This window comes from Streptomyces sp. NPDC094143, from assembly GCF_040303825.1.
In the GTDB taxonomy this organism is placed as follows: Bacteria; Actinomycetota; Actinomycetes; order Streptomycetales; family Streptomycetaceae; genus Streptomyces.
Genome location: NZ_JBEOTZ010000033.1, coordinates 58,944 through 85,719 on the forward strand (window position 1 = coordinate 58,944; position 26,776 = coordinate 85,719).

Annotated in this window: 27 protein-coding genes and 2 pseudogenes; 15 read left to right on the plus strand and 14 right to left on the minus strand. The window is 72.4% G+C overall.

The features are described from left to right. Positions 1-49 precede the first annotated feature (49 nt). A pseudogene (locus ABTZ58_RS31840) lies at positions 50-535 on the minus strand (TetR family transcriptional regulator); the annotation flags it as partial. A gap of 249 nt (positions 536-784) precedes the next feature. Here ABTZ58_RS31840 and msrA point away from each other — a divergent pair. From msrA to ABTZ58_RS31870, 6 genes and pseudogenes are all read left to right on the plus strand, one after another. Then, positions 785-1,300, plus strand: a complete 516-nt coding sequence (msrA, locus tag ABTZ58_RS31845) for a peptide-methionine (S)-S-oxide reductase MsrA (RefSeq protein WP_351364242.1) — start codon at positions 785-787, stop codon at positions 1,298-1,300. Positions 1,301-1,319: 19 nt separating this feature from the next. Then, positions 1,320-1,861 (plus strand): annotated as a pseudogene (locus ABTZ58_RS31850) (aldehyde dehydrogenase family protein); the annotation flags it as partial. Between the two features lie 370 nt (positions 1,862-2,231). Next, the gene (locus ABTZ58_RS31855) at positions 2,232-2,633 is read left to right on the plus strand and encodes a hypothetical protein (RefSeq protein ID WP_351364245.1); all 402 of its coding nucleotides are present in this window, start codon (positions 2,232-2,234) and stop codon (positions 2,631-2,633) included. Then, a complete protein-coding gene (locus ABTZ58_RS31860; protein WP_351364248.1) occupies positions 2,630-3,505 on the plus strand; it encodes a hypothetical protein in 876 nt (291 codons plus the stop codon). Before ABTZ58_RS31855 ends, ABTZ58_RS31860 begins: the two co-directional genes overlap by 4 nt. Positions 3,506-3,543: 38 nt before the next feature. Beyond that, positions 3,544-4,128, plus strand: a complete 585-nt coding sequence (locus tag ABTZ58_RS31865) for a roadblock/LC7 domain-containing protein (RefSeq protein ID WP_351364251.1) — start codon at positions 3,544-3,546, stop codon at positions 4,126-4,128. Between the two features lie 142 nt (positions 4,129-4,270). After that, positions 4,271-4,645 (plus strand): hypothetical protein, encoded by a 375-nt coding sequence (locus ABTZ58_RS31870; protein ID WP_351364254.1) that lies wholly within the window; start codon positions 4,271-4,273, stop codon positions 4,643-4,645. 157 nt (positions 4,646-4,802) lie between these two features. On the opposite strand, the gene ABTZ58_RS31875 is transcribed toward ABTZ58_RS31870, so the two are convergent. Beyond that, positions 4,803-5,810 (minus strand): alpha/beta hydrolase, encoded by a 1,008-nt coding sequence (locus ABTZ58_RS31875; protein WP_351364257.1) that lies wholly within the window; start codon positions 5,808-5,810, stop codon positions 4,803-4,805. Positions 5,811-5,937: 127 nt separating this feature from the next. Next, a complete protein-coding gene (locus ABTZ58_RS31880) occupies positions 5,938-7,302 on the minus strand; it encodes an FAD-dependent oxidoreductase (RefSeq protein WP_351364260.1) in 1,365 nt (454 codons plus the stop codon). Between the two features lie 133 nt (positions 7,303-7,435). Between ABTZ58_RS31880 and ABTZ58_RS31885 the strand changes: the two genes are divergently transcribed. Then, positions 7,436-7,825, plus strand: a complete 390-nt coding sequence (locus tag ABTZ58_RS31885; RefSeq protein ID WP_351364263.1) for an ArsR/SmtB family transcription factor — start codon at positions 7,436-7,438, stop codon at positions 7,823-7,825. 127 nt (positions 7,826-7,952) lie between these two features. Here ABTZ58_RS31885 and ABTZ58_RS31890 read toward each other — a convergent pair whose 3' ends face one another. Then, positions 7,953-9,395, minus strand: coding sequence for an FAD-dependent monooxygenase (locus ABTZ58_RS31890; protein WP_351364266.1), 1,443 nt, complete (start codon positions 9,393-9,395; stop codon positions 7,953-7,955). A gap of 129 nt (positions 9,396-9,524) precedes the next feature. Between ABTZ58_RS31890 and ABTZ58_RS31895 the strand changes: the two genes are divergently transcribed. After that, positions 9,525-10,124, plus strand: coding sequence for a TetR/AcrR family transcriptional regulator (locus tag ABTZ58_RS31895; RefSeq protein WP_351364269.1), 600 nt, complete (start codon positions 9,525-9,527; stop codon positions 10,122-10,124). Between the two features lie 21 nt (positions 10,125-10,145). Here the strand turns inward: ABTZ58_RS31895 and ABTZ58_RS31900 are convergent, their stop codons facing one another. From ABTZ58_RS31900 to ABTZ58_RS31920, 5 genes are all read right to left on the minus strand, one after another. Continuing rightward, entirely contained in the window at positions 10,146-10,649 is a 504-nt protein-coding gene (locus ABTZ58_RS31900; protein WP_351364272.1) for a lamin tail domain-containing protein, read from the minus strand. A 141-nt stretch (positions 10,650-10,790) separates the two neighbouring features. Next, entirely contained in the window at positions 10,791-12,155 is a 1,365-nt protein-coding gene (locus tag ABTZ58_RS31905; RefSeq protein WP_351364275.1) for an FAD-dependent oxidoreductase, read from the minus strand. A gap of 128 nt (positions 12,156-12,283) precedes the next feature. After that, complete coding sequence (locus tag ABTZ58_RS31910; RefSeq protein ID WP_351364278.1) at positions 12,284-14,914, minus strand: SpoIIE family protein phosphatase; 2,631 nt, start codon at positions 14,912-14,914, stop codon at positions 12,284-12,286. Between the two features lie 232 nt (positions 14,915-15,146). Beyond that, positions 15,147-15,692: a hypothetical protein gene (locus ABTZ58_RS31915; protein ID WP_351364281.1), complete on the minus strand. Its 546-nt coding sequence runs from the start codon at positions 15,690-15,692 to the stop codon at positions 15,147-15,149. 28 nt (positions 15,693-15,720) lie between these two features. Beyond that, a complete protein-coding gene (locus tag ABTZ58_RS31920; RefSeq protein WP_351364284.1) occupies positions 15,721-16,173 on the minus strand; it encodes an ATP-binding protein in 453 nt (150 codons plus the stop codon). A gap of 363 nt (positions 16,174-16,536) precedes the next feature. On the opposite strand from ABTZ58_RS31920, the gene ABTZ58_RS31925 reads away from it, so the two are divergent. Together ABTZ58_RS31925 and ABTZ58_RS31930 are read left to right on the plus strand one after the other, a co-directional pair. Beyond that, complete coding sequence (locus tag ABTZ58_RS31925; RefSeq protein ID WP_311686249.1) at positions 16,537-16,767, plus strand: DUF397 domain-containing protein; 231 nt, start codon at positions 16,537-16,539, stop codon at positions 16,765-16,767. A gap of 171 nt (positions 16,768-16,938) precedes the next feature. Further along, positions 16,939-17,853 (plus strand): helix-turn-helix domain-containing protein, encoded by a 915-nt coding sequence (locus ABTZ58_RS31930; protein ID WP_351364287.1) that lies wholly within the window; start codon positions 16,939-16,941, stop codon positions 17,851-17,853. A gap of 54 nt (positions 17,854-17,907) precedes the next feature. Here the strand turns inward: ABTZ58_RS31930 and ABTZ58_RS31935 are convergent, their stop codons facing one another. After that, complete coding sequence (locus ABTZ58_RS31935; RefSeq protein WP_351364290.1) at positions 17,908-18,735, minus strand: SAM-dependent methyltransferase; 828 nt, start codon at positions 18,733-18,735, stop codon at positions 17,908-17,910. Between the two features lie 228 nt (positions 18,736-18,963). Here ABTZ58_RS31935 and ABTZ58_RS31940 point away from each other — a divergent pair, with 228 nt between their 5' ends. Continuing rightward, positions 18,964-20,637 carry a hypothetical protein gene (locus tag ABTZ58_RS31940; protein ID WP_351364293.1) on the plus strand — a complete coding sequence of 558 codons (1,674 nt, stop codon included), beginning with the start codon at positions 18,964-18,966 and terminating at the stop codon, positions 20,635-20,637. 9 nt (positions 20,638-20,646) lie between these two features. Here ABTZ58_RS31940 and ABTZ58_RS31945 read toward each other — a convergent pair whose 3' ends face one another. The 3 genes from ABTZ58_RS31945 to ABTZ58_RS31955 form a co-directional block, all read right to left on the minus strand. Continuing rightward, the gene (locus tag ABTZ58_RS31945; RefSeq protein WP_351364296.1) at positions 20,647-20,829 is read right to left on the minus strand and encodes a hypothetical protein; all 183 of its coding nucleotides are present in this window, start codon (positions 20,827-20,829) and stop codon (positions 20,647-20,649) included. A 254-nt stretch (positions 20,830-21,083) separates the two neighbouring features. Beyond that, positions 21,084-21,290 carry a hypothetical protein gene (locus ABTZ58_RS31950; RefSeq protein WP_351364299.1) on the minus strand — a complete coding sequence of 69 codons (207 nt, stop codon included), beginning with the start codon at positions 21,288-21,290 and terminating at the stop codon, positions 21,084-21,086. Positions 21,291-21,368: 78 nt separating this feature from the next. Then, a complete protein-coding gene (locus ABTZ58_RS31955) occupies positions 21,369-22,427 on the minus strand; it encodes a methyltransferase domain-containing protein (RefSeq protein WP_351364302.1) in 1,059 nt (352 codons plus the stop codon). Positions 22,428-22,641: 214 nt separating this feature from the next. Between ABTZ58_RS31955 and ABTZ58_RS31960 the strand changes: the two genes are divergently transcribed. Next, the gene (locus ABTZ58_RS31960; protein WP_351364305.1) at positions 22,642-22,815 is read left to right on the plus strand and encodes a CsbD family protein; all 174 of its coding nucleotides are present in this window, start codon (positions 22,642-22,644) and stop codon (positions 22,813-22,815) included. A 191-nt stretch (positions 22,816-23,006) separates the two neighbouring features. Here ABTZ58_RS31960 and ABTZ58_RS31965 read toward each other — a convergent pair whose 3' ends face one another. Continuing rightward, positions 23,007-24,461: a glyceraldehyde-3-phosphate dehydrogenase gene (locus ABTZ58_RS31965; RefSeq protein WP_351364308.1), complete on the minus strand. Its 1,455-nt coding sequence runs from the start codon at positions 24,459-24,461 to the stop codon at positions 23,007-23,009. A gap of 161 nt (positions 24,462-24,622) precedes the next feature. Between ABTZ58_RS31965 and ABTZ58_RS31970 the strand changes: the two genes are divergently transcribed. The 3 genes from ABTZ58_RS31970 to ABTZ58_RS31980 form a co-directional block, all read left to right on the plus strand. After that, on the plus strand, positions 24,623-25,525 hold the full coding sequence (locus ABTZ58_RS31970) for a hypothetical protein (RefSeq protein WP_351364311.1): 903 nt from the start codon (positions 24,623-24,625) through the stop codon (positions 25,523-25,525). A 167-nt stretch (positions 25,526-25,692) separates the two neighbouring features. Further along, positions 25,693-26,130, plus strand: coding sequence for a Fur family transcriptional regulator (locus ABTZ58_RS31975; protein ID WP_351364314.1), 438 nt, complete (start codon positions 25,693-25,695; stop codon positions 26,128-26,130). A gap of 50 nt (positions 26,131-26,180) precedes the next feature. Next, the coding region (locus ABTZ58_RS31980; protein WP_351364317.1) for a peroxidase family protein at positions 26,181-26,776 on the plus strand (596 nt) is incomplete at its 3' end.

A 26,776-nucleotide genomic window follows, 5' to 3' on the forward strand; every position in this document is an offset into this window, starting at 1 on the left:
GGGGTGCCTTCCCGGCCGGTGCCCCGGACCGTCCTCCGCCGGTGCGTCGGGCCGCGCCGAGGCCGCGCAGCAGGGTGTCGACGACGATGTCCGCCGCCTGCCCCGGGGTCAGTCCGGGCATCTCGCTCGACACCAGGCGCATCAGCTGGGGCAGCAGCGCGCTCGCCCACCCCTGAGGGAGGCCGGCGCGCAACAGCCCTTCCTGCGTGGCCCGTTCGAGGAAGGCGTCGACCTCGCGGACGGAGGCGTCGCGGCGGGCGCGGACCGCGTCGTCGGCGAGCATCCGGGCGAGGTCGACGGGCCACGCGCGGTTGACGACGATGATGTTCTCGACGTAGCGGTGCAGGGCGACGGCGACGGGCGCCTCGCGCAGCCGCGCGTCCTCGATCGCGTGCTCGATGGCCGTGAGGCGGGACGCGTAGATGGCGGCCAGGAGTACCTCGCGGGACGCGAAACGCCGGTAGACGGTACGCCGGTCGACGCCCGCCTCGGCGGCGATGCTCGCGATGCTCGCGCCGGGGTCGGCGGCGAGCATCCGCGCCCCGGTGGTCAGGACGGCTTCCAGATTGCGTGCAGCGTCGGCTCTCACCGCGCCGAGTCTGCCACCGCCGGTGGACGTTCGAACGCAGAGTGCCTCGTGGCTGTGGAGGATCGTGATCCGACTGCCACAGCGACGACGCGTGGTCCCGTCACCCTCTCGAATGGTGACGCGCGATCCGGCTTGCCCGGCCGATGTGCGAGGCTGGACGCGCGTGGATCGACGCGGACAGAAAGGGGATGCGCCATGAGTGACGTCGAGGAGAGGGCGCTGCTGGCGGGTGGCTGCTTCTGGGGGATGCAGGAGCTGATCCGGTCGCTGCCCGGGGTGGTGCGTACCCGGGTGGGCTACAGCGGTGACGACGACAAGCCCCACCCCACCTACCGCGACCACGGGCGGCACGCGGAGTCGATCGAGATCGTCTTCGATCCCACGGCCACCGACTACCGCGCGATCCTGGAGTACTTCTTCCAGATCCACGACCCGACCACCAGGAACCGGCAGGGCAACGACGTGGGGCTCAGCTACCGCTCCGCCATCTTCTACCTGGACGAGGAGCAGCGGCGGGTCGCGCAGGACACCATCGCCGACGTCGAGGCGTCCGGGCTGTGGCCGGGTCCCGTGGTGACCGAGGTCGTGCCGGCCGGCGCGTTCTGGGAGGCCGAACCGGAGCACCAGGACTACCTCCAGCGCTACCCGGACGGCTACACCTGCCACTTCCCGCGCCCGAACTGGCGGCTGCCCAAGCGCGCGGAGTCCTGAACCGCGAGACCTCACGAGCGTGGCCGGGAAGAATCCATTCACAGGAGGCTCCTGGGCCGCACGGGGCAACCCGGCGCTCCTCGACATCGCGTCCCCGCACGACCGGTCGCTGATCGGCCGCGCGGCACAGGCGCAGCCAGCGGACATCGACCGTGCGGTGGCCGCGCCGCGGGCCTCCTTCGAGGCCGGCGCGTGGCGCACCACCCCGCCCGCGGAGCGGATCGCAGACCTGATCTCGCTGGAGAACGGCTCGGCCGCGTGGTTCACCACAGCCGGCCAGCCGGGTCCGACCCGGCACGCGAACGCCTACCTGAAGGCGGCGGAGCACTTCGTCTGGGAAAAGACCCTAAAGCCCTCCGACCCGGCGTCCCCGGTGCGCAGTGTGGTGCGCCGCGAGCCGGTCGGCGTCGTCGCCGCGGTGATCCCATGGACCTCGCCCTTCTCCTCCGCCACCACGAAGATCATCCCGGCCTGCCCGCCGACCGGGAGACCAGTGAGTACCTCGTGTCGCACCGGGACGTCGACAAGATCCGGCGAAGGGGCGCCCGCGTCGGAGGCCGGGGCCTGACCTAGCGGTCGAGCGGGGGAGAGCGCCCGAGTCGGGGGCGCCGACCTGAACGGGGTCGCAAGTGAAGGGGGCCCTCGCGTTGTCGGCCCTGGCCCGGACCGGGGGTCGCGAGCCGAAGGGAGGGCGCCTGCGCTGCCGGCCCTGGCCGGACCGGGCTCGGGAGCGGAAAAGTACGGTGGCCGCGGCCCGATCCGGCTCCGCGAGCGACGTAACCTGCCCGCTTCCGTTCGACCTCGCTCACCCCTCGCCCGCTTCCCTGCACATTCCTTTGGAAAATGCCAAAGCGTTCACCTGGGTCGAGCACCCACCGTAGTGTCGTGCTCACGTTCGCGGGAACGGCCGTGCAGGGGGAGGGGATTGGGCGTGCCCGGAATCGACGAGAGTCTGCTGGAAGCCATGCGGCTGCCCGGCGCCCGGGGGGCGTCGGTGGTCGACTGGATCAGCGGCCTTGCCCTGGGCGCGGTGGGTGACGCCCCGGGCGGCGACCCGGAGGCGACGGCGGCGGAGACCGCCGAACTCGCCCGGCTCGCCACGGAGAGCGGCGTGCTCGCCCCGGCGGGCGACGCGGGCGGCGCCTCCGGCAAGGAGCCACCCGTGCAGGACCTGATCCTCACGAACACGGATTCGTACCACCTGCTGAGGTTCGTCACCACGACCTTCGACAGCACCGTGTTCGTGCACTTATGGCTCGACCGCACGGAGGGCAACCTGGCCCTGGCCCGCATACGGCTGGCCGAGATGGCGGACAGACTGGTGCTCGGATGATCACCCGGATCCTCACCTCGCGCACCGACGAACCGGCCTCGGCCCGGCTCGCCGCCCTGGCGGAGCGGAGCGCGAGCGGCGCCCTGTCCACCGAGGCGGGGATCGTCTACCTGGCCGCCGGACACGTCGTGCACGTCGAGTCCGCCGTCACACCCGCCCTCGGCGACCTGCTCACCCACAGCGGAGCGCTCGCCCCGGACGGCTGGTGGGAGGCGATCGACCGGGCCGGCCGCCGCTGCCGCGTGGGACGACAGCTCGTCGACAGCGGTCATCTCGCGGCCGGGGCATTGGAGTTGTGCCACCTCGGCGCCCTCTTCGACGCGGCGTACTTCGTCCTCGCCCACGACGGACCGGTCCTGCGCTTCCGGCCCGGAGTCGCGCACTGGCTCGGCGCCGTCCGCTCCGTACCGGTGGCCACCGTCCTGCGCGAGTCCGGACGCCGCCGTGAACTGCTGCACCGCATATGGCCTGAACCCGCCGTCGACCTGGCACCGCTCGCCCGGGTGCCCGGCGCCGAGGCCGTGGACCTGCCCGCCCGCCGCGGCCGTATCCTCGCCCAGGTCGACGGCGTCCGCACCGCCGCCCAGATCGCCACGGCCCTGGCCTGCCGCACCTTCCACACCCTGGTCGAACTCCGCCGCCTGGCCGCCGCCGGTCTGGTCGCCCCCGCAGCCCCCGCAGAACCCGTGGCTCCGGTGGCTCACGCGGCCCCCGCTGTGCCCGTGGCCGCCGCGGCGCCCGAGACGCCGGCGGTCCCCGGGGTCCCCGCCGCCGCGTCCACCGCGCCGGGGCCCGCCCCTCGTCCGGTGTTCCCGGACGAGCCCGACACCGCTCTGCTGCGACGGCTCCTGCACGCCTTGGAGGCACTGTGATCCGTGCGCGACGACAGCGTGCCGAAAGGAGACTGCTCATGGCCGTCGAGACCGACGTCCTGGACGAACTGCGTGGGCTGCGCACCCGCATACCCCGGCTGACCGGCGCGCTCGCGGCCACCGTCGACGGACTCGTCCTCGCCCACGACGTGCCCGGGACCGAACCGGAGGGACTCGCGGCACTCACCGCCGCCGCCCTCGGCGTCGCCCACCGCATGACCGACGCCGCCGCCCGCGGCGACTTCCGCGAACTGCTCGTACGGGGCTCGCAGGGCTACGTCGCCACCTACGCGGCCGGCACCACCGCCGTCCTCACCCTGCTCGCCGAGGACCGGGTCAACGTCGGCCGCCTCCACCTGGAGGGCCGGCGCAGCGGAGCCCGGATCGCCGACCTGGTCGCCACGCGCGTCGGCCCGGGCACCGGCCGCCACGCCGACCGGCCGGCGCCCGCACCCGGGACCGGGCCCGTGCGGACGCCGGAGTCCGCGCCCGCGTCCGCGCTCGACGCCGAGGAACACCTCATCGCGGCACCCCCGGCCACCGCCTCCCGCCCCATCGGGACCCTGCCGGTGCGCACCCCGCAGCGCCCGGCTCACCAGCCGCGCCCCCAGGCCGGCACCTGAACCGCCCGCCACCTGCACCGCCCGGCATTCGACTGCCCGGCATTCGAACCACCCGGCACCGGAACGGCTCGCGCCTGAACCGCCGGAGCCGCTCCGCACCTCCCGACCGACCGAAGCAGGACCCAAGGAAAGGAACGACCGCATGGCCAACACGGAGACCGCCCTGAAGGAATGCCTGAGCTCCATCGACGGAGCGACGGCCGTCGCCCTCGTGGACTACACGAGCGGCATGGCCCTCGGCACCCTCGGGGGCACGAAGGACTTCAACCTGGAGGTCGCCGCAGCGGGCAACACCGACGTCGTACGGGCCAAGCTGCGCACCATGGAGCTCCTGGGCCTGAAGGAGGAGATCGAGGACATCCTCATCACCCTGAACACCCAGTACCACCTCATCCGCCTGCTCAAGGGACGCGGGGGCAGCGGGCTGTTCCTCTACCTCGTGCTCGACGGGAGCCGGGCCAACCTCGCGATGGCCCGCCACCAACTCCGCCGGATCGAGGCCGACCTGGAGGTCTGAGCCGGCACACGGGACGGGAGCCCTCCGCCAGGAGACGCCGCGGAGGGCCCCGGCACGCCCGGCCGCCGCGTCCACGGTGAGTGCCATGACGGCACCCTGGACGTGCGGTCATGGGCGCGGGCCCAACGGCACTCGCCCTGACGACCCGACTGCGCGTCTACCTCCCGCGCCGGCTGCCGAACGCCTGGGCGGGCAGACCGGCGAGCCACTCGACCAGCAGCCGGCCGGTCTCGGCGGGGCGTTCCTGCTGCACGAAGTGACCGCAACCGTCCAGGATGTGATGCGACGTCAGGCCCGGCAGCGTGACCGGGAACGCCTCCACGGCGTCGGCCAGCCAGGTCAGCGACGCGTCCAGGCCGCCCCCGAGGAACAGCGACGGCTGAGTGAGGGCGGCGCCGGCGAAGCCCGCCAGGTCCGCCCAGTCGCGGTCCATGGCGCGGTACCGGTTCAGGGCGCCGGTCATCCCCGTACGCTCGAACTCCCCGGCGAGGACGTCCAGATCGGCCTCGCTCAGCCACTGCGGCAGGCGCCCCACCGGGAACCGGTCACGCAACGTCCCGCCCCGGGCCACGAAGTAGGGCTCCGCCCCGCTCCGCCCGCCGACCGGGGCGGACAAGGCCGCGTAGAACCCGGCGAGCCAGCCGCGCACGTCGGGTTCGATCTCCGCCTCGGCGCGGCCCGGCTCCTGGAAGTAGGAGACGTAGAACTCCTCGTCGCCGCCCATCGCCGCGAAGACGTCGGTGGGCCGCGGGCCGCCGGGCGGGGTGTAGGGCACGCTCAGCAGCCCCACCGCGCGGAACACGTCGGGCCGTACCAGCGCGGAGACAGCGGCGATGCTCGCGCCCCAGTCGTGCCCGACGACCACGGCGGACTCTTCCCCCAGCGCCTCCACCACGGCGACGCCGTCCTCCACCAGCGCGAGCATCCGGTAGTCCGCCACGGCCGCGGGCCGTGAGGAGCGCCCGTAGCCGCGCACGTCGACGGCAACCGCCCGGTAGCCGGCCCCGGCCAGCACCGGCAGCTGGTGCCGCCACGCGTACCAGGACTCGGGGAATCCGTGCAGCAACAGCACGAGAGGCCCGTCCCCCTGCTCGACGAGGTGGACACGGCCGGCCGGTGACGGCACCAGGCGGTGCGTGCGGCCGGTGACGGACGTCTGGGACATGGATCCTCCCGCGCTAGGAAAGGGACGCTCGTCCCGATCATCCGGCGGACATCACGGCGCAGCCGAACGGCGTTGCCGGTTCGGCAAACCGCCGTACCCGCCGCCCGCCCGGGCCGGGGAATAGGGGTCAGGAGCCGCAGCACCCCCCGGCCGTCGCCCCCTCGTCGGCGGCCGGTGGCGCGGGCGTGCAGCAGCCTCCCTCCGTCCGGTCGGCCTCCGGGGCGTCGAACAGGCCGGCTCCGCCGCAGACCCCCGTTCGGGGGAGGGTGAGCTCGACGCGGTCGGCGGACTCCAGGTCGCCGGCGACCGCGGCGACGACGGAGCGCACCTGCTCGTAACCGGTCATCGCCAGGAACGTCGGGGCACGGCCGTAGGACTTCATGCCGACCAGGTAGACGCCCTGCTCGGGGTGGGCGAGTTCGCGGTGCCCGTGGGGGTGGACCGTGCCGCAGGAGTGCTGGTTGGGGTCGATCAGCGGCGCGAGCGCCGCCGGTGCCTGGAGGCGCTCGTCCAGGCCGAGTCGGATCTCGGACAGGAACGACAGGTCCGGGCGGAATCCGGTGAGCACGACGACCTCGTCGACCGCGCCCAGACGGCGGCCGTCCTCGGCGACCAGGACCAGGCGGCCGTCGCCGTCCGGCTCGATCGCCTCCGTGCGGAAGCCGGTGACCGCGTCCGCGTGGCCCTCGTCCACGGCGGCCCGCGCGGCGAGTCCGAGCGCGCCGCGGGCCGGGAGCTGGTCGGCCTCCCCGCCGCCGAAGGTGGAGCCGGAGAGGGAACGGCGCAGGATCCACAGTGCCTTCGTGCCCGCCCCGCCGTCCGCCTTCGCCAGGTCGGCGAGACAGGCCAGGGCGGTGAAGGCGGAGGCCCCGGAGCCGATGACGGCGGTGCGCCTGCCCGCGTACCGGGCGCGTACCGCCGGGTCCGCGAGGTCCGGGACGCGGTAGGTGACGCGGTCGGCCGCGGCGTCCTCGCCGAGGGCGGGCAGACCGCTGCCCCCGGCGGGGCCGGGGGTGGTCCAGGTGCCGGAGGCGTCGATGACCGCCCGGGCGAACAGCCGCTCCCGGCCGCCGCCGGCGTGGGCCACGTGCACGACGAACGGCTGCGTCTCGCGCCCGGCGTCGACCATGCGGTCCCGCCCGGCCCGGGAGACGCCGGTGACCCGGGCGCCGGTACGCACCGTGTCGCCGAGGACGTCGGCGAGCGGCTGCAGGTACCGCTGCGCCCAGTCGCCGCCGGTGGGGTACGTCATGGGGTCGGGCCTGGTCCAGCCGGTCGGGGCGAGGAGCTTCTCGGCGGCCGGGTCGGTGAGTTCGGCCCAGGTGGAGAACAGCCGGACGTGCGCCCACTCGCGCACCGCCGCGCCTGCGGTCGGCCCGGCTTCGAGAACGATCGTGGGCAGGCCGCGGTCGGTGAGGTGCGCGGCGGCGGCCAGACCGGTGGGACCGGCTCCGATCACGACGACGGGCAGCTCGGTGGTGGACGCGTTCACGGCGACTCCCTGGGTGTTTCGATGTTCATCGATGTCCTGTGTCGCCAGCATGGCACCTGCTTCGATGAGCGTCAACATAGACGCATGTCGAAGCAAAGGGCTCCATTGTTTCGACGTGTGTCAACATAGATGCATGTCGAATGCCAAGCCGCTGCCGCTGCTCGACCTCGTCGGCGAGGGTGTGGCGCCCTGCTGCCCGCCGCTGAACGAGCGCCCGATCACCGCCGAGGAGGCCGAGACGGCCGCGAGGATGTTCAAGGCGCTCGGCGATCCGGTCCGGCTGCGGCTCTTCTCGGCCGTGGCGGCGCACGAAGGTGGCGAGGCGTGCGTGTGCGACATCTCCGACGTCGGTGTCTCCCAGCCGACCGTCTCCCACCACCTGAAGAAGCTCAAGGAGGCCGGACTGCTGACCTCCGAGCGGCGCGGCACCTGGGTGTACTACCGGGTCGAGCCATCCGTGCTGGCGGCGATGGGCCGGTTGCTGACCGGCGCGGCGCCCGCCGCCCGGGCGGCCGCCGGCTGAGCGGCGCGCCGACCGGGCCGTGCAGGACCTGGTCGGCAAGAGCGTCGGGGCGGCCCGTCGTGATGAGATCCGGCCCGTGTGCAGGCCCACTGATCGCGGAAATCGGCGCTGAGCGGAAGGCGTGACCTCAGTCCGCCCCCACGTGCGCGGCCAGCGCCTCCTCGGTCGCGGCCGGGTCCGCCGAGTCCGCCGCCCACGCCACGTAACCGTCGGGGCGGACGAGGACGGCCGTGCCCCGGCCGCTCCGCCAGTGCTCCACGGCCAGACGGTCCGCGCGGCCGCCGCCGTCCTGGTACGCCCCCGGAGCGATCAGCACGAACCGGCCCCCGCGCAGCGCCTCGTACAGGCGGCCACCCTCCAGGGCGACGTCCGGGGCGCGCCTGCCGGTGAGGCGGTGCGCGCCACGGGGCGCCGGATACCGGTAGCCGATGCCGGTGATCTCGCCGATCGCCTTGCGCCGGGCCGGACCGACCGCGTTGAGGAAGCCGGTGAGCGTGGCCCGCAGCGCCAGCGTCCAGGGGGCCTTGGCCATGGCGAGGCGCACGATCCCACCGCTGCTGCGCAGCACGGCCCTCCCCACCGGGTGGCGTTCGGCCTGGTAACTGTCGAGGAGCGCCGGGTCCGCGTGGCCCCGGACCACCGCGGCCAGCTTCCAGCCGAGGTTGGCCGCGTCCTGCAGGCCGGTGTTCATGCCCTGGCCACCGGCCGGGGTGTGCACGTGCGCGGCGTCCCCGGCGAGGAAGACGCGGCCCACGCGATAGGCGGGCACCTGGCGTTCGTCGCTGTGGAAGCGGGACATCCAGCGCGGGTCGTGCATGCCGAAGTCACGGCCGAGGGCGAGCCGGGTGACCTCCTTGACCTCGTCGAGGCCGACCGGTTCGCTGTCGGGGACGTCACGGGCGCGGTTCCAGGCGATGACCCGGTGGTAGCCGTCCCCGAACGGCGCGAGGAAGGCGAAGGCGTCGCCGACGGCGTCGGCCGTCAGCAGGTTCTCGGGTTCCTCCGCCAGCCGGACGTCCGCGAGGACGACGGAGCGGATGACGGAGCGCCCGGGAAAGGGCAGACCGATCGCCTCCCGTACGGCGCTGCGCATGCCGTCGGTGCCGACCACGTAGGCGGTGCGCAGATGCCGCGTCTGCCCACCGGCCGTGCGGACCTCCACCGTCACACCGTCCGTGTCCTGGGCCAGTCCGGTCAGCTCCGTCTCATGGCGGATGTCCACCCCGGCCTCGACGGCGCGCCGCCACAGGACCTTCTCCACCTCGTACTGCGGGATGACGAGCAGGTGGCTGAAGCGGGAGGGGAGGGTGCTCAGATCGATGCTCAGACGGCCGAAGAGGCGGAGGCTGTCCAGCGGGCGCCCGGTGGACTGCACTTCCTCCGCGAGCCCCCGGGCGTCGAACTGCTCCAGGGTGCGGGCGTGCAGAACGAAGGCTCGGGAGAGGTTGCTGATCCTGTGCGGGCGCTTTTCGAGCAGCGTGACGGGGACCCCGGCGGCGGCGAGGTCGCCGGCCAGGAGCAGTCCGGCGGGCCCGGCACCGACGACGATCACGGAGGGCTGGAGCTGCATGGCATGACCTCCTGTTGCCAACACTTGTTGGCCAACGTTTGTTGACCAACACCTGTTGACCAAAGTAGGGCGCACCGCCCTCTGGGTCAACAGTTGTTGGCAAACATGCGTTGGCTTACGCTGGCCGCCATGAACGTCAGCGACAGCACAAACGCGGAAGCGGGTTCCGGCGGCACGCGCCGCCGCTCGGAGGACACCCGCGGCGCCATCCTCACGGCCGCCCGCGAACGCTTCGCGACCGACGGCTACGACCGGGCCACCATCCGCGCGATCGCCACGGACGCACGCATCGACCCCTCCATGGTCATGCGCTACTACGGCAACAAGGAGGGCCTGTTCGCCGCCGCGGTCTCCATCGACCTGTCCATGCCGGATTTCGCCGCACTGCCCCGCGAGGACGTGGGGCAGGCGCTCGTGACGCACTTCCTCGGCATGTGGGAGGAGAACGAGGTGCTGACGGCGCTGCTCCGGGTCGGGGTGACCAACAGCGCCGGGGCCGAACGGATGCAGACAGTTTTCCGGGACCAGCTCGTCCCGGTGGCCCGCGCGATCTGCCCCGACCCCGAGCAGGCCGCCGCGCGGGCCGGACTGTGCGCGGCGCAGCTGCTCGGGCTGGCGCTCACGCGCTACGTCCTGAGGTTCCCGCCCGCCGTGGGGCTGGCCCGAGAGGAGATCGTGGCCTGGCTGGCCCCGACGCTGCAGCGCTATCTCACGGCCCCGAACCCCTGAGGGGGGCCGGGCCGGGCGGGCTCAGCCGTGGTAGGTGATGTACCCGTTGCCGTCCTTGTCGGAGCCGCTCCTGGTGTACGAGTGCACGTCGGCGTAGGCGCCGGACGGCTTGTACACGTAGATCGTGTCCTTGTCGTTGTTCCACATGAAGTTGCAGTTGTCGCGGTAGACGACGTTGCCGGCGTCGGAGTCGGTCCCGTTGCCGCCGCGCAGCTTCACGTAGTCGCCCGGCTGGAGCGTGTGGCTCGCGGTGAAGGTGAACCTGTTCCCCGCCGCGTCCTTCACGACGTACCCCTTGAGGTTGACCGTCGTGGACTTCGAGTAGTTCTTGACGGTCAGGTACTCCTCCTTGGTGTTCCCTCCCGAGCACCGGTTGGAGTCGCTCCCGGGGGCGTCGTACTGGATGCCGCGGATCTTCAGCGCGGAGTTGTACTCGGCGGCCTGGGCCGGAACCGCGGCCAGGGCGGTCAGGGCTCCGGCCGCGACGGCCGCGGCGGTGGTGGTGGTGACAAGGCGTATGCGCATGGACGTTCGTCCCCCCTGCATGGCCCTCTGATGAAGGCGATGTGATGATTCGGTGAAGCATCCGGATCGTACAGGGTTCAAGCACGCAGAAGGGCGGGTCCGGTGACATTGCCACCGGACCCGCCCAGCGGGTGCAGGAAGTCAGGCGCCGCTGGCGCGGAGCATGTCCTCACGTTCGACGATCTTCACGCGCTCGCGGCCCTCGGGCACGCCCAGCGCCTTCTCCGCGGCGTCCAGCTTGTACCAGCCGTCCCAGGTGGTGAAGCGGACGTTCCGCTCGGCGAGGAACGCGTCCACCGCCTCGGGGGCGGGGGTGGCCGGGGTCTGCAGCCTGCCGTTCGCGTAGTCGTCCAGCAGGTTGGCCACGGTCTCGTTCGCGTCGCCCTTGGTGTGCCCGATCAGGCCGACGGGGCCGCGCCGGATCCAGCCCGTGACGTACGTCGACTGCAGGTGCTCACCGGACTCCTGCATGACCCGGCCGCCCTCGTCCGGGACGGTGCCGGAGTCCAGGTCCCAGGGCAGCTTGGGGAGTTTGTCGGAGAGGTAGCCGACGGCCCGGTAGACCGCGTTGACGTCCCAGGTCTTGAAGGTGCCGGTGCCCTTGACGTTGCCCGTGCCGTCGAGCTCCGTGCGCTCGGTGCGCAGGCCGACGACCCTGCCGTCCTCGCCGAGGATCTCCACCGGCGACTCGAAGAAGTGCAGGAAGAGCTTGTGGGGACGGTCGCCGACGTCGCGGATCGCCCAGTTCTCCAGCGTCTTGGCGACCATGTCGGCCTGCTTGTTGCCGCGCCGGGTGGCGATCGAGCCCTCGTCGTAGTCGATGTCCTCGGGGTCGACGATGACTTCGATGTTGGGGGAGTGGTCCAGCTCCCGCAGCTCCATCGGGCTGAACTTCGCCTGCGCCGGGCCCCGGCGGCCGAACACGTGGATCTCCTTGGCCCGGTTGGCCTTCAGACCCTCGTAGACGTTCGGCGGGATCTCGGTCGGCAGCAGCTCGTCCGCCGTCTTGGCCAGGACGCGGGCGATGTCGAGCGCCACGTTGCCCACGCCGAGCACGGCGACCTTCTCGGCCTCCAGCGGCCAGGTGCGCGGCACGTCAGGGTGGCCGTCGTACCAGGAGACGAAGTCCGCGGCGCCGTACGAGCCGTCGAGGTCGATGCCGGGGATCGGCAGCGACCGGTCCGCCATCGCGCCGGTGGCGAAGATCACACCGTCGTAGAACGCCCGCAGGTCGTCCAGGCCGATGTCGGAGCCGTAGTCCACGTTGCCGAACAGCCGGATCTGGGGCTTGTCGAGCACCTGGTGCAGGGCCGTGATGATGCCCTTGATCCGCGGGTGGTCGGGAGCGACGCCGTAGCGGATCAGTCCGAACGGGGCCGGCATGCGCTCGAAGATGTCGATGGACACGCCGGGTTCGGCGGCCACCTCGGACTTGAGCAGGGCGTCGGCGGCGTAGATCCCGGCAGGGCCGGATCCGACGATGGCTACCCGCAGGGGGCGGGGCATGGTCAGGTTCCCTTCGAGCGGCGACAAGCGATCTCGACGGGAAGCCTAAACTAAGGCAAGCCTAACTTGGTACGCGGGTCCGGTCTATGGGCCCATAAGGCTACTTTATGAGTAATCCCTGGTCCCGCTTATGGCAGGGGCTGCTCGGCCCAGATGACCTTACCCGCGGGCAGATAGCGCGTCCCCCAGCGCTCGGCGAGCTGGGCGACGAGGAACAGGCCCCGCCCGCCCTCGTCCGTCATGGTCGCGTACCGCAGGTGCGGCGAGGTGCTGCTGCTGTCGAACACCTCGCAGATCAGGTTGCGGTCGCGCAGCACCCGCACCCGGATCTGGTCGCCGCCGTAGCGCAGCGCGTTGGTGACCAGCTCGCTCAGGATCAGCTCGGTGGTGAACGTCAGCTCCTCCATGCCCCAGGCGGCCAGCTGCCGGCTCACCGCCGCCCGCACCTCGCCCACGGCCGCCGGGTCGGCCGGCACCGGCCACTCGGCGACGTGGTCGGCGGCGAGCGCCCGCGTCCGGGCCACGATCAGGGCGATGTCGTCGCTGGAGCGGGCCGTGAGCCGCGCGTCGAGCACGACCCGGCAGGTGTCCTCCGGCGACTCACCGGCCCGGCCCAGGGCCTCGCGCAGCATCTCCAGGCCGACGTCGATGTCCCGCTCCCGGTCCTCCACCAGCCCGTCCGTGTACAGCACGAGCCGGCTGCCCTCGGCCAGCTGCAGTTCCGCCGTCTCGAACGGCAGCCCCCCGAGCCCGAGCGGCGGACCGGCCGGCACGTCCGGGAACTCGACGCTGCCGTCCGGGTGGATCAGGGCCGGCGGCGGGTGTCCGGCCCGCGCGAGGGTGCACCGCCGGGAGACCGGGTCGTACACGGCGTACAGACAGGTCGCGCCGGTGACCGGGGCGCTGCCCTCCTCCTCCGCCTCGTCCTGGTCGATCCGGCCGACCAACTCGTCCAGCAGGGCGATGAGCTCGTCCGGCGGCAGATCGAGGGAGGAGAAGTTGTGCACGGCGGTGCGCAGCCGCCCCATGGTGGCCGCGGCGTGCAGCCCGTGCCCGACCACGTCCCCGACCACGAGCGCCACCCGGGCCCCGGACAGCGGCAGCACGTCGAACCAGTCGCCGCCCACCCCGGCCTGGGCGGGCAGATAGCGGTAGGCGATCTCCAGCGCGCCCTGCTCGGGCAGGTTGCGGGGCAGCAGACTGCGCTGCAGCGTCACCGCCATGCTGTGCTCGCGCGTGTAGCGGCGCGCGTTGTCGATGGAGACGGCGGCCCGCGCGACCAGTTCCTCGGCCAGGGCCAGCTCGTCCTCGTCGAAGGGCTCCGGCTTCTCGTAGCGCCAGAAGCTGACCACGCCCAGCACCAGCGTCCCGGCCCGCAGAGGCACGGTGATCAGCGAGTGGATGCCGTACTCCACGATCTGCGCCGACCGTTCCAGGTCCTGTGCCTGCCAGCCGGGCGCCTCGCCCAGCCGGGGTTCCAGGACCGGCCGGCCGCTGCCGAGGCTGCGGCCCTGCGGGGAGGTCTCCACGAACCGGATGCGCTCACCGACGGGATAGAGAGGAGCGTCCTTGCGGATGCCGCTGAGCGCCGTGCGGCTGAGCGTGGCCGCGGCGTCCGGCTGTCCGCCGCCCAGCACCGCGTCGAACAGGTCCACGGTGGCGAAGTCGGCGAACCGGGGCACGACCAGTTCGGTCAGCTCCTCGGCCGTCCGGGTCACGTCCAGGCTCGTGCCGATGCCCACCCCGGCGTCGTACAGCATGTTGAGCCGTTCCCGCGCGGTCTCGGCCCGCCCGGACAGGGCCCGCAGCTCCGTGGAGTCGCGCAGCGTGGCGACGCTGCCGGGCGGGACACCGGCCCGGTCCGTGGTCCGCTGGTTGACGGCGAGGAGCCGGTCACCGACCAGGTGCACCTCGTCCGTGGCGACACGGCCCGAGGCGAGCAGGTCGGCGGTGCCCGGGTCGAGGCCCAGGCCGAGGACGGGGCGGCCCTCGGCGTCGTCGGGCAGCCCGAGCAGCCGGTGTGCCTCGTCGTTGGCCAGGACCAGGGTGCCCTGGTCGTCGACGATGAGCACGCCCTCCCGGACGGCGTGCAGCACGGCGTCGTGGTGTTCGTACATCCGGGTCATCTCGTGCGGCCCGAGCCCGTGGGTCTGGCGCAGCAGCCGCCTGCTCACCAGCGCGGCGCCCGCGGTCGCCAGCGCCAGCGCCGCCGCGGCGGCCGACAGCACGAGCGGCAGCTGCCGGTCGGCCGTCCCGCCCACGTTCTTGGTCGTGATGCCCGCGGAGACCAGCCCCACGACCCGGCCGTCCGGGTCCTGCACCGGCACGACGGCCTGGACGAGGGGCCCGATGGTGCCCTCGATCTCCTCGGTCACCGCCTCCCCGGCCAGCGCCGGCGCGATCGTGCCGACGAACTGCTTGCCGATGCGGTCCGTCTTGGGATGGGTGTAGCGGATCCCGTCGGTGTTCATGACGACGATGAAGTCGACCTTCGACCGCTCCCGCGCGGCCTCGGCGCGCGGCTGGAGCACGGCGGTGGGATCGGGCCTGTCCAGGGCCTCGACCGTGCCCGGCGCGTTGGCGAAGGTCTCCGCGACGGCGAGCGAGCGGTTGCGGGCCTCCTGCGTCGTGTCGTGCCGCACCTGCAGTACCAGGGCCACCACGGCCGCCACGACCAGCAGCAGCACGATCACCACGACCAGCAGGAACACCTGCCCGGCGACGCTGCGCCCGCCCAGCACCGACCGCAGCCCCGCCATCGGATGCCACCGCGACGGACCCGTCTCCCTCCGCTGCCGTGCGGACGGCGTGGAGCCGGGCCGCAGGGGCGATCGAGTCCCGGATCGACCCAAGAGTCGGACCATGTGCCATGTCTACACTGCCCGGCCCCGGGAGGCGAGGGGCGTCACCCGGGGTGGCAGGGGGCCCTCACCGTATCGTCACGTCTCCGGAACACCGCCGGGTCCGGGCCACCGGCAGCGCACGCCGCTCTCAGGCCCCCAGCGAGCGGGCCAGCTCGGTCGTGGCCCGCGCGATCTCCGTGTCCTCGTCCGCCATGAGCCGGCCGAGTTCGCCGCTGCGGGCCCGCACCGCCTGGCGCGCCGCCCGCTCCCACACCACCGGGTTCTCCCGGTGGTTCAGCAGCTTGGGGTAGACGGCCGCTGTGCTCTCCCACTGCCGGGCATCGGCGATGCTCTTGAGCAGCTGGATGATCTGGGCGCGGACGGTCACCTGCGGCAGCTTCGCCAGCTCCCACAGGAACGGCACCGTGGCGGCGGTCGCCTGCTCCACGACGAAACCGAACTGGCAGATCCGTTTCCGCAGGTCGTGGAGCGCGGCGCGGGCGGTGTCGGCGTCGCCGCAGGCGATGCCGCTGAGCAGTACGGGAATGGCCGCCGCCGAACCGGTGGAGTCCTTGATGTCACCCCACGGCACGCGGTCCAGTGCCGTGAGCGGTGTCTTCAGGGCCAGACCGGCCGGGACGTCAGGGCGCTGTGGGCGCTCGCTGCCCGGGTGTTCCGTCGAAGCGCTGCGCATGGCGAGGGGCCTTTCCGCGGCAGTCGTGTCAGATGGGTGGACAGGTCGACAACCTCGCCCAGACCGCCTTGCCCGCCGGGGGAGTGGGGGTCCAGCCCCACTCCTCGGACAGGGCGTCGACGAGGCACAGACCGCGGCCATGCTCCTCCAGGGCGGAGCCGGTGCCGGGCGCGTACACGGGTGGGCGGTCGTCGGGGTCGGAGACGGTGACCAGCAGATGGGCCGGATCCAGGCGGAATCCGAGCCGGATCTCCGGCGCACCCGGTGCCCCCTGCGCCGCGTGCGTCGCGGCGTTGGCGGCGAGCTCCGTGATGACGAGCGTGGCGTCGTCGCAACGGTGGTCGAGCGACCAGACGCGCAGGGTGTGGCGGGTGAAGGACCGGACCCGGGCGAACCCCTCCCGGCTGCACTCGACGCGCAGCGCGACCGAGGGGGAGAGGAAACCGGGGGCCGACGCCGACCCCGGCGTCGAAGGACCCACCGTGGCCTGCGCCGGGGGCGGCGCTCCGTGGGGCGGTACTCCGTGGAGTGGCGCTCCGTGGGTCGGTACTCCGTGGAGTGGTGCTTCGCGTGGAGCGGTACCGGCCGGGAAGCAGTCGAGCGCCCCGGGTGCGCCCGCATGCGCCGGGGCCTCACTCGGCGGCCGGAGCACGTGCTGCGCAGGTGATGGCACGGCATCTCCCCGATGCGACGTCAGGACGGGGCGTCCGCCCGGGGGTTGACGCCGCGGCTATTATCCACGCTGACGGCGCTCGCATGCAATTGCACGAGAAATTGCGTGAGTTTCAAGCCGTCGCGGGTACGCGAGCCGGGACGAGTTCGGCCGGAGAGCAAGGAGAGCGCGGTGCCACCAGTGCGGAACGGAGTGCAGGCAAGTTCACTGGACGCCTGCTGGATCAAGAGCCGGCACAGCAACGCCGAGGGCAACTGCGTCGAAGTCGCCCCTCTCGTGGACGGGGGCATCGCGATGCGCAACTCCCGTGACCCCGACGGGCCGGCGCTCGTCTACACGGCCGCGGAGGTGGCGGCGTTCCTGGCCGGGGCGAAGGACGGGGAATTCGACCACCTGGTCTGAGATCTCCATGGTGCGCCCCCCACGTGGTCTGAACACCCGCGTGGTCCGACACCCGCGGTGGCGAAGCGGAGTCCAACTCCCCACTTCCTGCTGCTGTTCCAGGCGGATGCGCGCAGCCCCGGCCGGTGCGATAGTGTAAATCGCCCTTGTGCCGGTCTGCTGGGAGTCAGGATGTCCGCCGCGTCGCATCGTATCTCCCGTCTGGAACCCTACCTGGACAGGCCCGAGCCGGCGCCGACCCTGCTGAAGATGCTGGTCGGTGTGCAGCTGGCAGGCTTCCGCGAGGACGCCGGGCTGGCCCAGGACCAGGCGGCGCGCGCTGTCGGGTTCAGTGCCGCGAAGCTGTCCCGTATCGAGTCCGGCAAGGGCCGTCGCCCGCCGACCGAGAACGACGTCCGCGCGCTGCTGCAGTTGTACGGCACCGACGACTACGAGGCCTCCGTGCTGCTCAAGCTGCTGCAGCGCGCCGGTGAGCCGGGCTGGTGGCAGCGCTACGACAAGCGGCTGATGCCCGAGTGGTTCGACCGTCTGGTCGGACTGCAGGAGGCCGCCGCCACGATCCGTACCTTCGAAATCCAGTATGTGCCCGGGCTGTTGCAGACGCCCGCCTACACCAAGGCCGTGGTGGAGAGAGGCCTGCCGAACGCCCCGGCGGCCGAGGTGGAGCGGCGCGTCGAACTGCGCAGGCGCAGGGCCCGGCTGCTGACCCGCGCGGAGGCCCCGCAACTGTGGGCGATCATCGACGAGTCCGTGCTGTTGCGGGTTCTGGGCAGCCCGGAGATCATGCGGGAGCAGCTCGAGCACCTGGTCGAGATGGCCGAGCGCCCCAATGTGACCGTGCAGGTCGTGCCGTTGAACGTCACGAACGCCTCGGCTCCCGCCATCCCGGTGACCTATCTGCGCTTCGGCGGCCTCGACCTGCCCGACGTGGTCTACCTGGAGCACATCAAGAGCGCCAACTTCCTCGAGGACCGCGACGAGACGGAGGAGTACCGGATCGCGCTGGACCGGCTCGCGGACGAGGCGCTCAAGCCCCGTGAGTCCATGGAGCTGCTGCGGCAGACGATGGAGCAGCGCTACCGGTGACGCGCCGGTGCCGCCCGCGGGACGCCCACCCTCCCGCGAGCGGCACCGGCCGTGTCACTTCTCCAGGGGCAGACGGCCCACGCCGCCGAACTCGATCCACTCGTGGCTGAGCTGACGCGGCGCCACCTCCGTGTCCGGGCGCCAGGTGGACACCTCCACCAGCCCGGGCTCCAGTATCTCCAGGTCCTCGAAGTACGTCTCGACGTCCTTCGGCTCCCGGACGCGGCCCCAGTGGCCCTGCGTCGCCTGGTCCATGAAGTTCGTGACGAACTCGCGGACCCCGGGGTCCTCGCTGACCAGCTGGCACATCACCATGAAGCTCCCGGGCGCGAGACGCTCCCGGACGCGGCGCGCCACCGCCAGGGGCCCGTCCGTGTCGCTGTCCGGGATGCAGTGGAAGACCGAGTTGAACAGCACGCACACCGGCTCGGAGAAGTCGATCAGCCGCTTGGTGTCCGGGTGGTCGAAGATCAGGTCGGTCTCGCGCATGTCCGCGTGTATGACGGCGGTGCGCTCGTCCTGCTCCAGCAGGGCGCGGCCGTGCACCAGCACCATCGGGTCGTTGTCGACGTACACCACGTGGGTGGTGGGGTCGATGCGCTGGGCGACCTGGTGCACGTTGTCCTGCGTCGGCAGGCCGGAGCCGTGGTCCAGGTACTGGCGGATGCCGTACTCCTCGGAGAGGGTCCGCACCACGCGCTGGAGGAAACGGCGGTTGTTCAGGGCCAGACGGCGCGTGCTCGGGACGACCTTGTCGAGTTCCTCGCACGCGGCGCGGTCGGCCGCGTAGTTGTCCTTGCCGCCCAGGTAGTGGTCGTACATGCGCGCTGCCGTCGGCACGTTCGCGTCGATCTCGGTGGACAACTGCTTCTCGGAGTGCATCGTTCCCCCTGCAAGGTGCCGCGTCAGTGGACGGGCTGGACGGGAAGTACATCCTAGGGAGCGGGAGTTGGCCCGTGCCAGCCCGTCGGAGAAGCAGCCCGCAATCGAACGAAAAGATCATCGGCCCAGGCCGCCCGACCAGACCGTTGTGTGATGTTTCGCGTGCTCTGTGTCACGGGTCCGCAGCCGCTATTCTCGCGGCCCCGGCCGCTTTTCCAGGAGCTACCCATGGACGACTACTACGACCTCGGCACCCACAGCCGTCCCGTCACCACCACGTCCGGCCAGGCCCAGCTCTGGTTCGACCGGGGCCTGGTGTGGACGTACGCCTTCCACCACGAGGAAGCCGTCGCCTGCTTCGAGAAGGCGGCCGAGGCCGATCCGGAATGCGCCATGGCGTACTGGGGCATCGCCTACGCGCTCGGCCCGAACTACAACAAGCCCTGGGAATTCTTCGACGGCGAGGAACTGGCGCGGACGGTGGAGCGCACGCACGCCGCCGTGGAGCGGGCCCATGAGAAGGCCGCCGGCGCCACCCCGGTCGAGCAGGCCCTCATCGGCGCCCTGCGGAACCGCTACCCGCAGGCGGAGGCCGTGGAGGACTGCTCGGTGTGGAACGAGCCCTACGCGGACGCCATGCGCGTGGTGTACGCGTTGGCGCCCGACGACCCGGACATCGCCACCCTGCACGCCGACGCCGCGATGAACCTCACCCCGTGGCAGCTGTGGGACCTCAGGACCGGGCAACCGGCCGAGGGCGCCCGCACCCCCGAGGTCCGGGACGTGCTGGAAGGCGCCCTCGCCACCGAGGCCGGGGCACGGCACCCCGGCGTCCTGCACCTCTACATCCACCTCATGGAGATGTCCCCGACACCGGAGCGGGCCCTCACCGTCGCCGACCGGCTGCGCGGCCTCGTGCCGGACGCGGGCCACCTGCTCCACATGCCCTCGCACCTGGACGTCCTGTGCGGCGACTACCGCCAGGTCGTCGCGGCCAACAGCGCCGCGATCGCCGCCGACGAGAAGTACCACCGCCGGGCCGGCGCGATGAACTTCTACACCCTCTACCGGGCGCACAACCTCCACTTCAAGATCTACGGCGCCCTGTTCCTCGGCCAGGCCCAGGTCGCCCTCGACACCGCCGCCCAGCTGGAGGCCGCCGTCCCGGAGGACCTGCTGCGCGTGCAGAGCCCCCCGATGGCCGACTGGCTCGAAGCGTTCCTGGCCATGCGCGTCCACGTGCTGATCCGCTTCGGCCGCTGGGCCGACATCCTCGAACTCCCCGCCCCCGCCGACCCGGAGCTCTACGCGGTGACCACCGCGATGCGCCACTACGCCCGGGGCGTCGCCCTCTCCGCCACCGGCGAGGTCGACCGGGCCGAGGCCGAACGCGCCTTGTTCGGCGAGGCGGTGGGCCGCGTGCCGGGGACGCGGATGCTGTTCAACAACACCTGCCACGACATCCTCGCCATCGCCGCGGCCATGCTGGACGGCGAACTCGAGTACCGCAAGGGCAACCACGACCTGGCCTTCGCCGCCCTGGAACGCTCCGTCGAGCTCGACGACACCCTCCCCTACGACGAGCCCTGGGGCTGGATGCAGCCCACCCGCCACGCCTACGGGGCCCTGCTGCTGGAACAGGGCCGGGTGGCGGATGCCGAGGCCGTCTACCGCGCCGACCTCGGCCTCGACGACACCCTGCCCCGGCCCCTGCAACACCCCAACAACGTCTGGGCGCTGCACGGTCTCCACGAGTGCCTGCTGCGCGGCGGCAGGACCGGCGAGGCGGCCCTGGTGGCGCACCAGCTCAAGACGGCGACCGCGCTGGCCGACGTGCCGATCCGGGCGTCCTGCTTCTGCCGCCTGGACGTCCCGCCGGCCGCCGACGCGTGCTGCCACTGAACCGGAGGGTCACCGCCGGTTCGGGCCCGCGTGCTCCAGTGCCCCGGTCATGGCCGGCCGGTCCCGCCGGCGCCACTGAGGGTCCCGGGTGAGGGACATCAGCAGCTCGGGCCTCAGGCGGCAGTCCTCCGCGTGGGCCAGCGGGGTCTTTGCGTCGGCGGCCGATGTGGCGCCGTGCTCCTCGTCGGCCACCAGCGCAGCACGTCGGCGCGGTCGGCGAAACGGCTCATCCCGCAGTCGAGGCCGTCGTCGTCCAGGGTGTCCGGGCAGGGGGCCCGGGCCCAGGCCCCGTTCCCGTCCCAGTAGACACTCCCAGTCGGGCCCCCAGCAGGTCCGCCAGCCCTTTGTGGGAGAGCCAGGAAGGGGTTCCGGCGAGCATGTCGACCGGCGGCTCGTGCCACGTGCAACCGCTCGACTCGTCCTCGCCGAAGAGCACCCACCGCCCCTCACCCCCGGGGGGGGGTGAGGCTCCACCAGGTGCAGCCGGAGTCGTCCGGGTGCAACCCGGCCCCGTCCACCCAGGTGCCCGTGCGGTGGTGAGCCGTCCGCTCGTCCTTCGCGGTGGCTTCCAGCACGGCGATGAGCGCCCAGCGCGCCCACAGCACCTGTGCCGGCGCCAAGTTCCCGGGCCACCCCGGCCGGTCGATGGTCATGCCCTGTCCTCGCTCGTCCCACTGGTCATGGCCGGGGCAAGGGTTTCACGAGCGGACCGCCGGCCGGGGCGGCGTCCCTCAACGGCGGCCCCGGCGGGCGTCGTTCGCCGTCAGCCGCACGAGGAACGGCTGCGCCCCGGACAGGCGGAGCCGCTGGGCGTGCACGGGCGTGAAGCCGTGCCGGATGGCGGCGGCCAGGTCGTCACGGCCGGGCAGCAGCAGTACGGCAGCGCCGTCGGGGGAGAGGACCCGCCGCAGCTCCGTCCACCAACGGTCGGGGGCACCGGCGAGCAGGCCGCCGGCGGGCACCTGGGCGCCCCACGGCGGGTTGCACAGGACGCGGTCGGCGGCCCCGTCGGGCAGCGGCAGCCGGCCCGCGTCGCAGCGACGGACGGTCACCGGCAGCGCACCGGCGTTGGCGCGGGCCGCCGCGACGGCCTGCGCCGACAGGTCGAAGCCGTGGAAGCGGGCGTCGGGCCGGGCGAGCGCCCCCTCGATCAGCAGGGTGCCGGCGCCGCAGCACGGGTCGAGGACGGCCTGCCCGGGGCGGATGTCGGCCAGCGCGGCCATGGCGGCGGCGAGCGGCGGGTGGAGGGTGCCCGGGACGGTGCGGCGCTTGTAGGCACGACGGTGCAGCGGCCGGTCGTCGACGCGCAGCATCAGGGTGGCCCGCGTGCCGTCCAGGGTCAGTCGCCAGCCGCAGGAGCCCGGCGGGGGAGCGGCGCCCGTACGGCGCGAGTGGTACGGGACGCCGAGCCGTTGCGCCAGGGCCTCGCCCACGGCGTCCTCGGCGTCGAAGCGGGTGAACGCGCGCCGGCCGAGGAAGGAGGCCGAGACGTCGACGCAGGCGGGCGCCGTGGCCGCGCGCCGCAGGGGCAGCAGGTGGTCGAGGTCGGTGAGGTCGGCGAGCGCGGCGAGGTCCCGCGGGGCCTGCCGGGCGGCTCCGACGTCGGGGCTCCGGGCGGCGAGCAGGAACACGTCGTCGGCGGTGCGCAGCGGTGGCGCGGGCCGGGACGCGCGGAAATGGACTTCGCGGTGCCGCAGATCGGTGACGGCGCCGAGACCGGACCGGACGACCTCGGCGGCGACCAGGGGCTCCAAGCCGCGGAGGCAGCGCGCCACGAGGGGCGTGTGCATGGTGGTGTTCTTCTTCCACGTCGGCACTCGGGGCAGCGCTCCGCTGCCCCGCGTCGTCGGCGACGGGGGGTCCTCGCTTCGCCGACGGTGCCTAGCGGAGGTGGAAGAAGTACGTCATGGGCCGCAGTGTAATCGCCCGGGCAGGTTTGGACCTCCCTTTCAAGGTCACCCGGATCGTGACCCCGACGTCGACACGGCTGGGAGTGAACGAAGAGTGGCTGGAGAGCAGAAGGCCAAGGCGAAGACGGAGCAGGCCAAGGGCAAGGCCAAGGAGACGATCGGCCGGGCCGTCGGCAACGAGCGCATGGAGGCCGAGGGCCGCGCGGAGCAGTCGAAGGGCGACGCCCGGCAGGCCAAGGAGAAGACGAAGGACGTCTTCAAGCACTGAGCACTGCTCAGCGCGTGGTGAGCGCGTGCTGAGGTCACGAGAGATCCCGGCGGTGCCGCGTCCCAGGAGGGCGCGGCACCGCCGTCGTGTCAGGGGCCGGTACCGCGCCCCTCAACTCGCCCCACTCCTTGAGGCGCTGGTTCAGAAGGCGCGGGGCCCGCACGCCCCGCGCCCTCATGGGCTCGCCGGGATCAGACCGCGGGAGCCGGGAACGTCGGGTACTCCACGCCCGACACGTGCTGCACGACCCGGATCACCTGGCACGAGTAGCCGAACTCGTTGTCGTACCAGAGGTAGAGGATCGCGTTGTCGCCCTCGACCTTGGTGGCGCCGGCGTCGACGATCGAGGCGTGGCGCGAGCCGATGAAGTCGCTGGAGACCGCGTCGGGGGCGCTGATGAAGTCGATCTGGCGCTTCAGCGGCGAGGTCAGCGAGACCTCGCGCAGGTAGTCCAGGACCTCCTGGCGGGTGGTCTCGCGGGCGAGCTGCAGGTTGAGGATCGCGATGGAGACGTCCGGTACCGGCACCCGGATGGAGCTGCCGGTGATCTTCGCCTTGAGGTCGGGCAGCGCCTTGGCGACGGCCGAGGCGGCACCGGTCTCGGTGATCACCATGTTGAGCGGCGCGGACCGGCCCCGGCGCTCGGACTTGTGGTAGTTGTCCAGCAGGTTCTGGTCGTTGGTGAACGAGTGGACGGTCTCCACGTGGCCGCGCTGGACGCCGAACTCGTCGTCCATCGCCTTCAGCGGCGGCACGATCGCGTTCGTGGTGCAGGAGGCGCACGACAGGATCTGCTCGTCCGGCTTGACGGTGTCGTGGTTGACGCCGTGGACGATGTTCGGGACGTCGCCCTTGCCCGGCGCGGTCAGCACGACCTTGTCGATGCCGGGGCGCAGGTGCTGCGACAGGCCCTCGCGGTCGCGCCACTTGCCGGTGTTGTCGATGAGGATGGCGTTCTTGATGCCGTACGCCGTGTAGTCCAGCTCGGACGGGTCGTTCGCGTAGATCACCTTGACGGCGTTGCCGTTGGCGACGATCGTGCTGGTCGCCTCGTCGACGGTGATCGTGCCCTGGAACTGGCCGTGGATGGAGTCCCGGCGCAGCAGCGAGGCCCGCTTGACGATGTCCTCGGCGGCCCGCTCGCCACCGCCCCGCACGACGATGGCCCGCAGCCGCAGACCATTGCCCGAACCGGCCTTCTCGATCAGCAGCCGGGCCACGAGCCGGCCGATGCGGCCGAAACCGTACAGGACGACGTCCCGGCCCTCGCGGCGCTCGATCTTGTCGGCGCCGGTCGCGCCGGCGACGGCCTCGGCGGTGAACTCCGCGACCGACAGTCCGCGGTCGTCCTCGCGGTACGTCGCGGCGAGCATGCCGATGTCGATCTGCGAGGGGCCGAGGTCGAGCTCGGCGAGGGCCTTCAGGAAGGGCAGCGTCTCGGTGACCGAGAGCTCCGCGCCCGCGATCTGCCGGGCGAACCGGTGGGTCTTGAGGATGCTGACCACCGACTTGTTCACCAGGGAGCGGCTGTGCAGCAGGACCGTCACGTCCCGCTCCCGGTGCAGCTTCCCGATGATCGGGATCATCGACTCCGCGATCTCCTCGCGGTTCTTCCAGTTGGTGAACGAGTCGTCGTTGACAGTCACGAGTCCATCTTTCGAGCTAGGCGGCGCTCATATGTTAAACCGTCGATTTCCTGATCATGCAGGGGGTACCTCCGACGCCTGGGGAGTCCGGTCTTCCGCGCGCCCCGCGCGGCCCGGCCTGAGACGATCGACTGGGACGCTTCCGCGCGAAAGGGGCGCGCATGGACCTGGATGCCGTGGCCGACGAGCTCTACGCCCTGCGGCCGGAGGAGTTCACCTCCGCGAGGGCCTCGGCCGTGGCCGCCGCCCGCACCGCCGGCGACCGGGAACTCGCCACGCGGATCGGTGCGTTGCGCAAGCCCAGCCTCGCGGCCTGGGTCAGCAACCTCCTGGTCCGCAGCCGCCCCGGCGAGGTGGAGCCCCTGCTCCGGCTGGGCGAGGGTCTGCGCCGGGCCCACCAGGACCTGGACGGCGCCCAGCTGCGGGAGCTGAGCCGACGGCAGCACGCACTGATCCGCGCTCTGTCCCTGCAGGCCAGGCAGCTCGCCGCCGAGACCGGGCATCCGATCAGCGAGTCCGTGCAGCGCGAGGTCGAGAACACCCTGCACGCCGTGCTCGCCGACCCCGGGGCCGCCGAGGCCTGGGCGACCGGCCGGCTCGCCAAGCCGCTCAGCGCGGCCGTCGGCTTCCCGGCCGTCGCCGGGGGTGCCCGCCCCCGTGCGGGCAGGGACGCACCGGGCGGGAGCGAGCCGGACAAGGGCGAACCCGCCGAGGGCAAGCAGGTCAAGGACGGCAAGGCGGAGGAGCAGCGCCGGCGACGTCTGGCCGAGGCCCGGCGGGAGGCCGAGGCCGCCGACCGTGAGCTGCGCACGCTGCGGGACGGGGCGGCGGACGCCAACCGGGCGGCGCGGGAGGCGAAGGAAGAGATGGAACGCCTCCAACGGCGCGTCGACGAACTCGGTGAGGAGCTGGAACGAGCCAGGGGCGAGCACCAGCAGGCCCGCTTCGCCGAGCGCACGGCCCGGGAGCAGGCGCGCACGGCCGACCGCCGCGTCCGCGAGGCGAGCCGCCGGGCTGCGACCGCCGCGGCCCGGCTCGAACGCCTGACCTCGGCGGAATCCTGACGGGCCGCTGCCGCTGCCGCGCCCTGGGGAGTTCGGGGCTCATCGTGCCGCCGTGACCGAGCTCACACCAGTGACAGAGCGGTACCCCGCGGGCTCACACGCGCGACACCAAAATTGAACCGTTCGTTTTCTTGAACCATTCGTGTTTGTGTGGCTAGGTTGTGGGCATGACCGCACCCCGGACCCCCACCACCGCCGAGGAGCTGCGCGGTGCCGGCCTGCGGGTGACGGCAGCCCGCGTCGCGCTGCTCGAGACCGTGCGGGACGGTGACCACCTGGGCGCCGAGGCGATCGCCTCCGAGGTGCGCGGCCGCGTCGGCCACATCTCCGTCCAGGCCGTCTACGAGGGGCTCCACGCGCTCACCGCGGCGGGACTCATACGCCGCCTCGAACCACCCGGCAGCCCGGCCCTCTACGAGGGACGGGTCGGCGACAACCACCACCACCTCGTGTGCCGCTCGTGCGGTGCCGTCGCCGACGTCGACTGCGCGGTCGGCCACGCCCCGTGCCTGACCGCATCCGACGACCGCGGCTTCGCCGTCGACGAGGCCGAGGTCATCTACTGGGGCCTGTGCCCCGGCTGTTCCACCGCCAGCAGTTCCTGAGCACGTGATCCACCCGAGCACCGTGATCCACCCCGTCCGGAAGGATTTCCATGACTGAGAACCACGACGCGATCGTCACCGACCCGAAGTCGGAGGAGGCGGGAGGCGGCTGCCCGGTGGCCCACGACCGGGCGCTGCATCCGACCCAGGGCGGCGGCAACCGCCAGTGGTGGCCCGAGCGGCTGAACCTGAAGATCCTCGCCAAGAACCCCGAGGTGGCCAACCCCCTCGGTGAGGACTTCGACTACGCCGCGGCGTTCCAGGCCCTGGACCTCGCGGCCGTCAAACGCGACATCGCCGAGGTGCTCACCACCTCGCAGGACTGGTGGCCGGCCGACTTCGGCAACTACGGCCCGCTGATGATCCGCATGGCCTGGCACAGCGCCGGCACGTACCGCATCAGCGACGGCCGCGGCGGCGCCGGCGCCGGCCAGCAGCGCTTCGCGCCGCTGAACAGCTGGCCGGACAACGGCAACCTGGACAAGGCCCGCCGTCTGCTGTGGCCGGTCAAGAAGAAGTACGGCCAGAACATCTCCTGGGCCGACCTCATGATCCTCACCGGCAACGTCGCCCTGGAGCAGATGGGCTTCGAGATGGGTCGCTGTGGCGGGGGACCGGCACAGGTGGTCGGCGACGTCCGCCGCTC

What these genes read in the sequence shown, in the direction of transcription:
- ABTZ58_RS31890 (WP_351364266.1), bottom strand. Translation starts at nt 9,395, where the DNA reads ATGCAGCTCCAGCCCTCCGTGATCGTCGTCGGTGCCGGGCCCGCCGGA.
- ABTZ58_RS31935 (WP_351364290.1), bottom strand. Translation starts at nt 18,735, where the DNA reads ATGCACTCCGAGAAGCAGTTGTCCACCGAGATCGACGCGAACGTGCCG.
- ABTZ58_RS31930 (WP_351364287.1), top strand. Translation starts at nt 16,939, where the DNA reads ATGTCCGCCGCGTCGCATCGTATCTCCCGTCTGGAACCCTACCTGGAC.
- ABTZ58_RS31970 (WP_351364311.1), top strand. Translation starts at nt 24,623, where the DNA reads ATGGACCTGGATGCCGTGGCCGACGAGCTCTACGCCCTGCGGCCGGAG.
- ABTZ58_RS31975 (WP_351364314.1), top strand. Translation starts at nt 25,693, where the DNA reads ATGACCGCACCCCGGACCCCCACCACCGCCGAGGAGCTGCGCGGTGCC.
- msrA (WP_351364242.1), top strand. Translation starts at nt 785, where the DNA reads ATGAGTGACGTCGAGGAGAGGGCGCTGCTGGCGGGTGGCTGCTTCTGG.
- ABTZ58_RS31910 (WP_351364278.1), bottom strand. Translation starts at nt 14,914, where the DNA reads ATGGCGGGGCTGCGGTCGGTGCTGGGCGGGCGCAGCGTCGCCGGGCAG.
- ABTZ58_RS31950 (WP_351364299.1), bottom strand. Translation starts at nt 21,290, where the DNA reads ATGACCATCGACCGGCCGGGGTGGCCCGGGAACTTGGCGCCGGCACAG.
- ABTZ58_RS31940 (WP_351364293.1), top strand. Translation starts at nt 18,964, where the DNA reads ATGGACGACTACTACGACCTCGGCACCCACAGCCGTCCCGTCACCACC.
- ABTZ58_RS31905 (WP_351364275.1), bottom strand. Translation starts at nt 12,155, where the DNA reads ATGCCCCGCCCCCTGCGGGTAGCCATCGTCGGATCCGGCCCTGCCGGG.
- ABTZ58_RS31860 (WP_351364248.1), top strand. Translation starts at nt 2,630, where the DNA reads ATGATCACCCGGATCCTCACCTCGCGCACCGACGAACCGGCCTCGGCC.
- ABTZ58_RS31875 (WP_351364257.1), bottom strand. Translation starts at nt 5,810, where the DNA reads ATGTCCCAGACGTCCGTCACCGGCCGCACGCACCGCCTGGTGCCGTCA.
- ABTZ58_RS31865 (WP_351364251.1), top strand. Translation starts at nt 3,544, where the DNA reads ATGGCCGTCGAGACCGACGTCCTGGACGAACTGCGTGGGCTGCGCACC.
- ABTZ58_RS31885 (WP_351364263.1), top strand. Translation starts at nt 7,436, where the DNA reads ATGTCGAATGCCAAGCCGCTGCCGCTGCTCGACCTCGTCGGCGAGGGT.
- ABTZ58_RS31955 (WP_351364302.1), bottom strand. Translation starts at nt 22,427, where the DNA reads ATGCACACGCCCCTCGTGGCGCGCTGCCTCCGCGGCTTGGAGCCCCTG.
- ABTZ58_RS31870 (WP_351364254.1), top strand. Translation starts at nt 4,271, where the DNA reads ATGGCCAACACGGAGACCGCCCTGAAGGAATGCCTGAGCTCCATCGAC.
- ABTZ58_RS31900 (WP_351364272.1), bottom strand. Translation starts at nt 10,649, where the DNA reads ATGCGCATACGCCTTGTCACCACCACCACCGCCGCGGCCGTCGCGGCC.
- ABTZ58_RS31895 (WP_351364269.1), top strand. Translation starts at nt 9,525, where the DNA reads ATGAACGTCAGCGACAGCACAAACGCGGAAGCGGGTTCCGGCGGCACG.
- ABTZ58_RS31915 (WP_351364281.1), bottom strand. Translation starts at nt 15,692, where the DNA reads ATGCGCAGCGCTTCGACGGAACACCCGGGCAGCGAGCGCCCACAGCGC.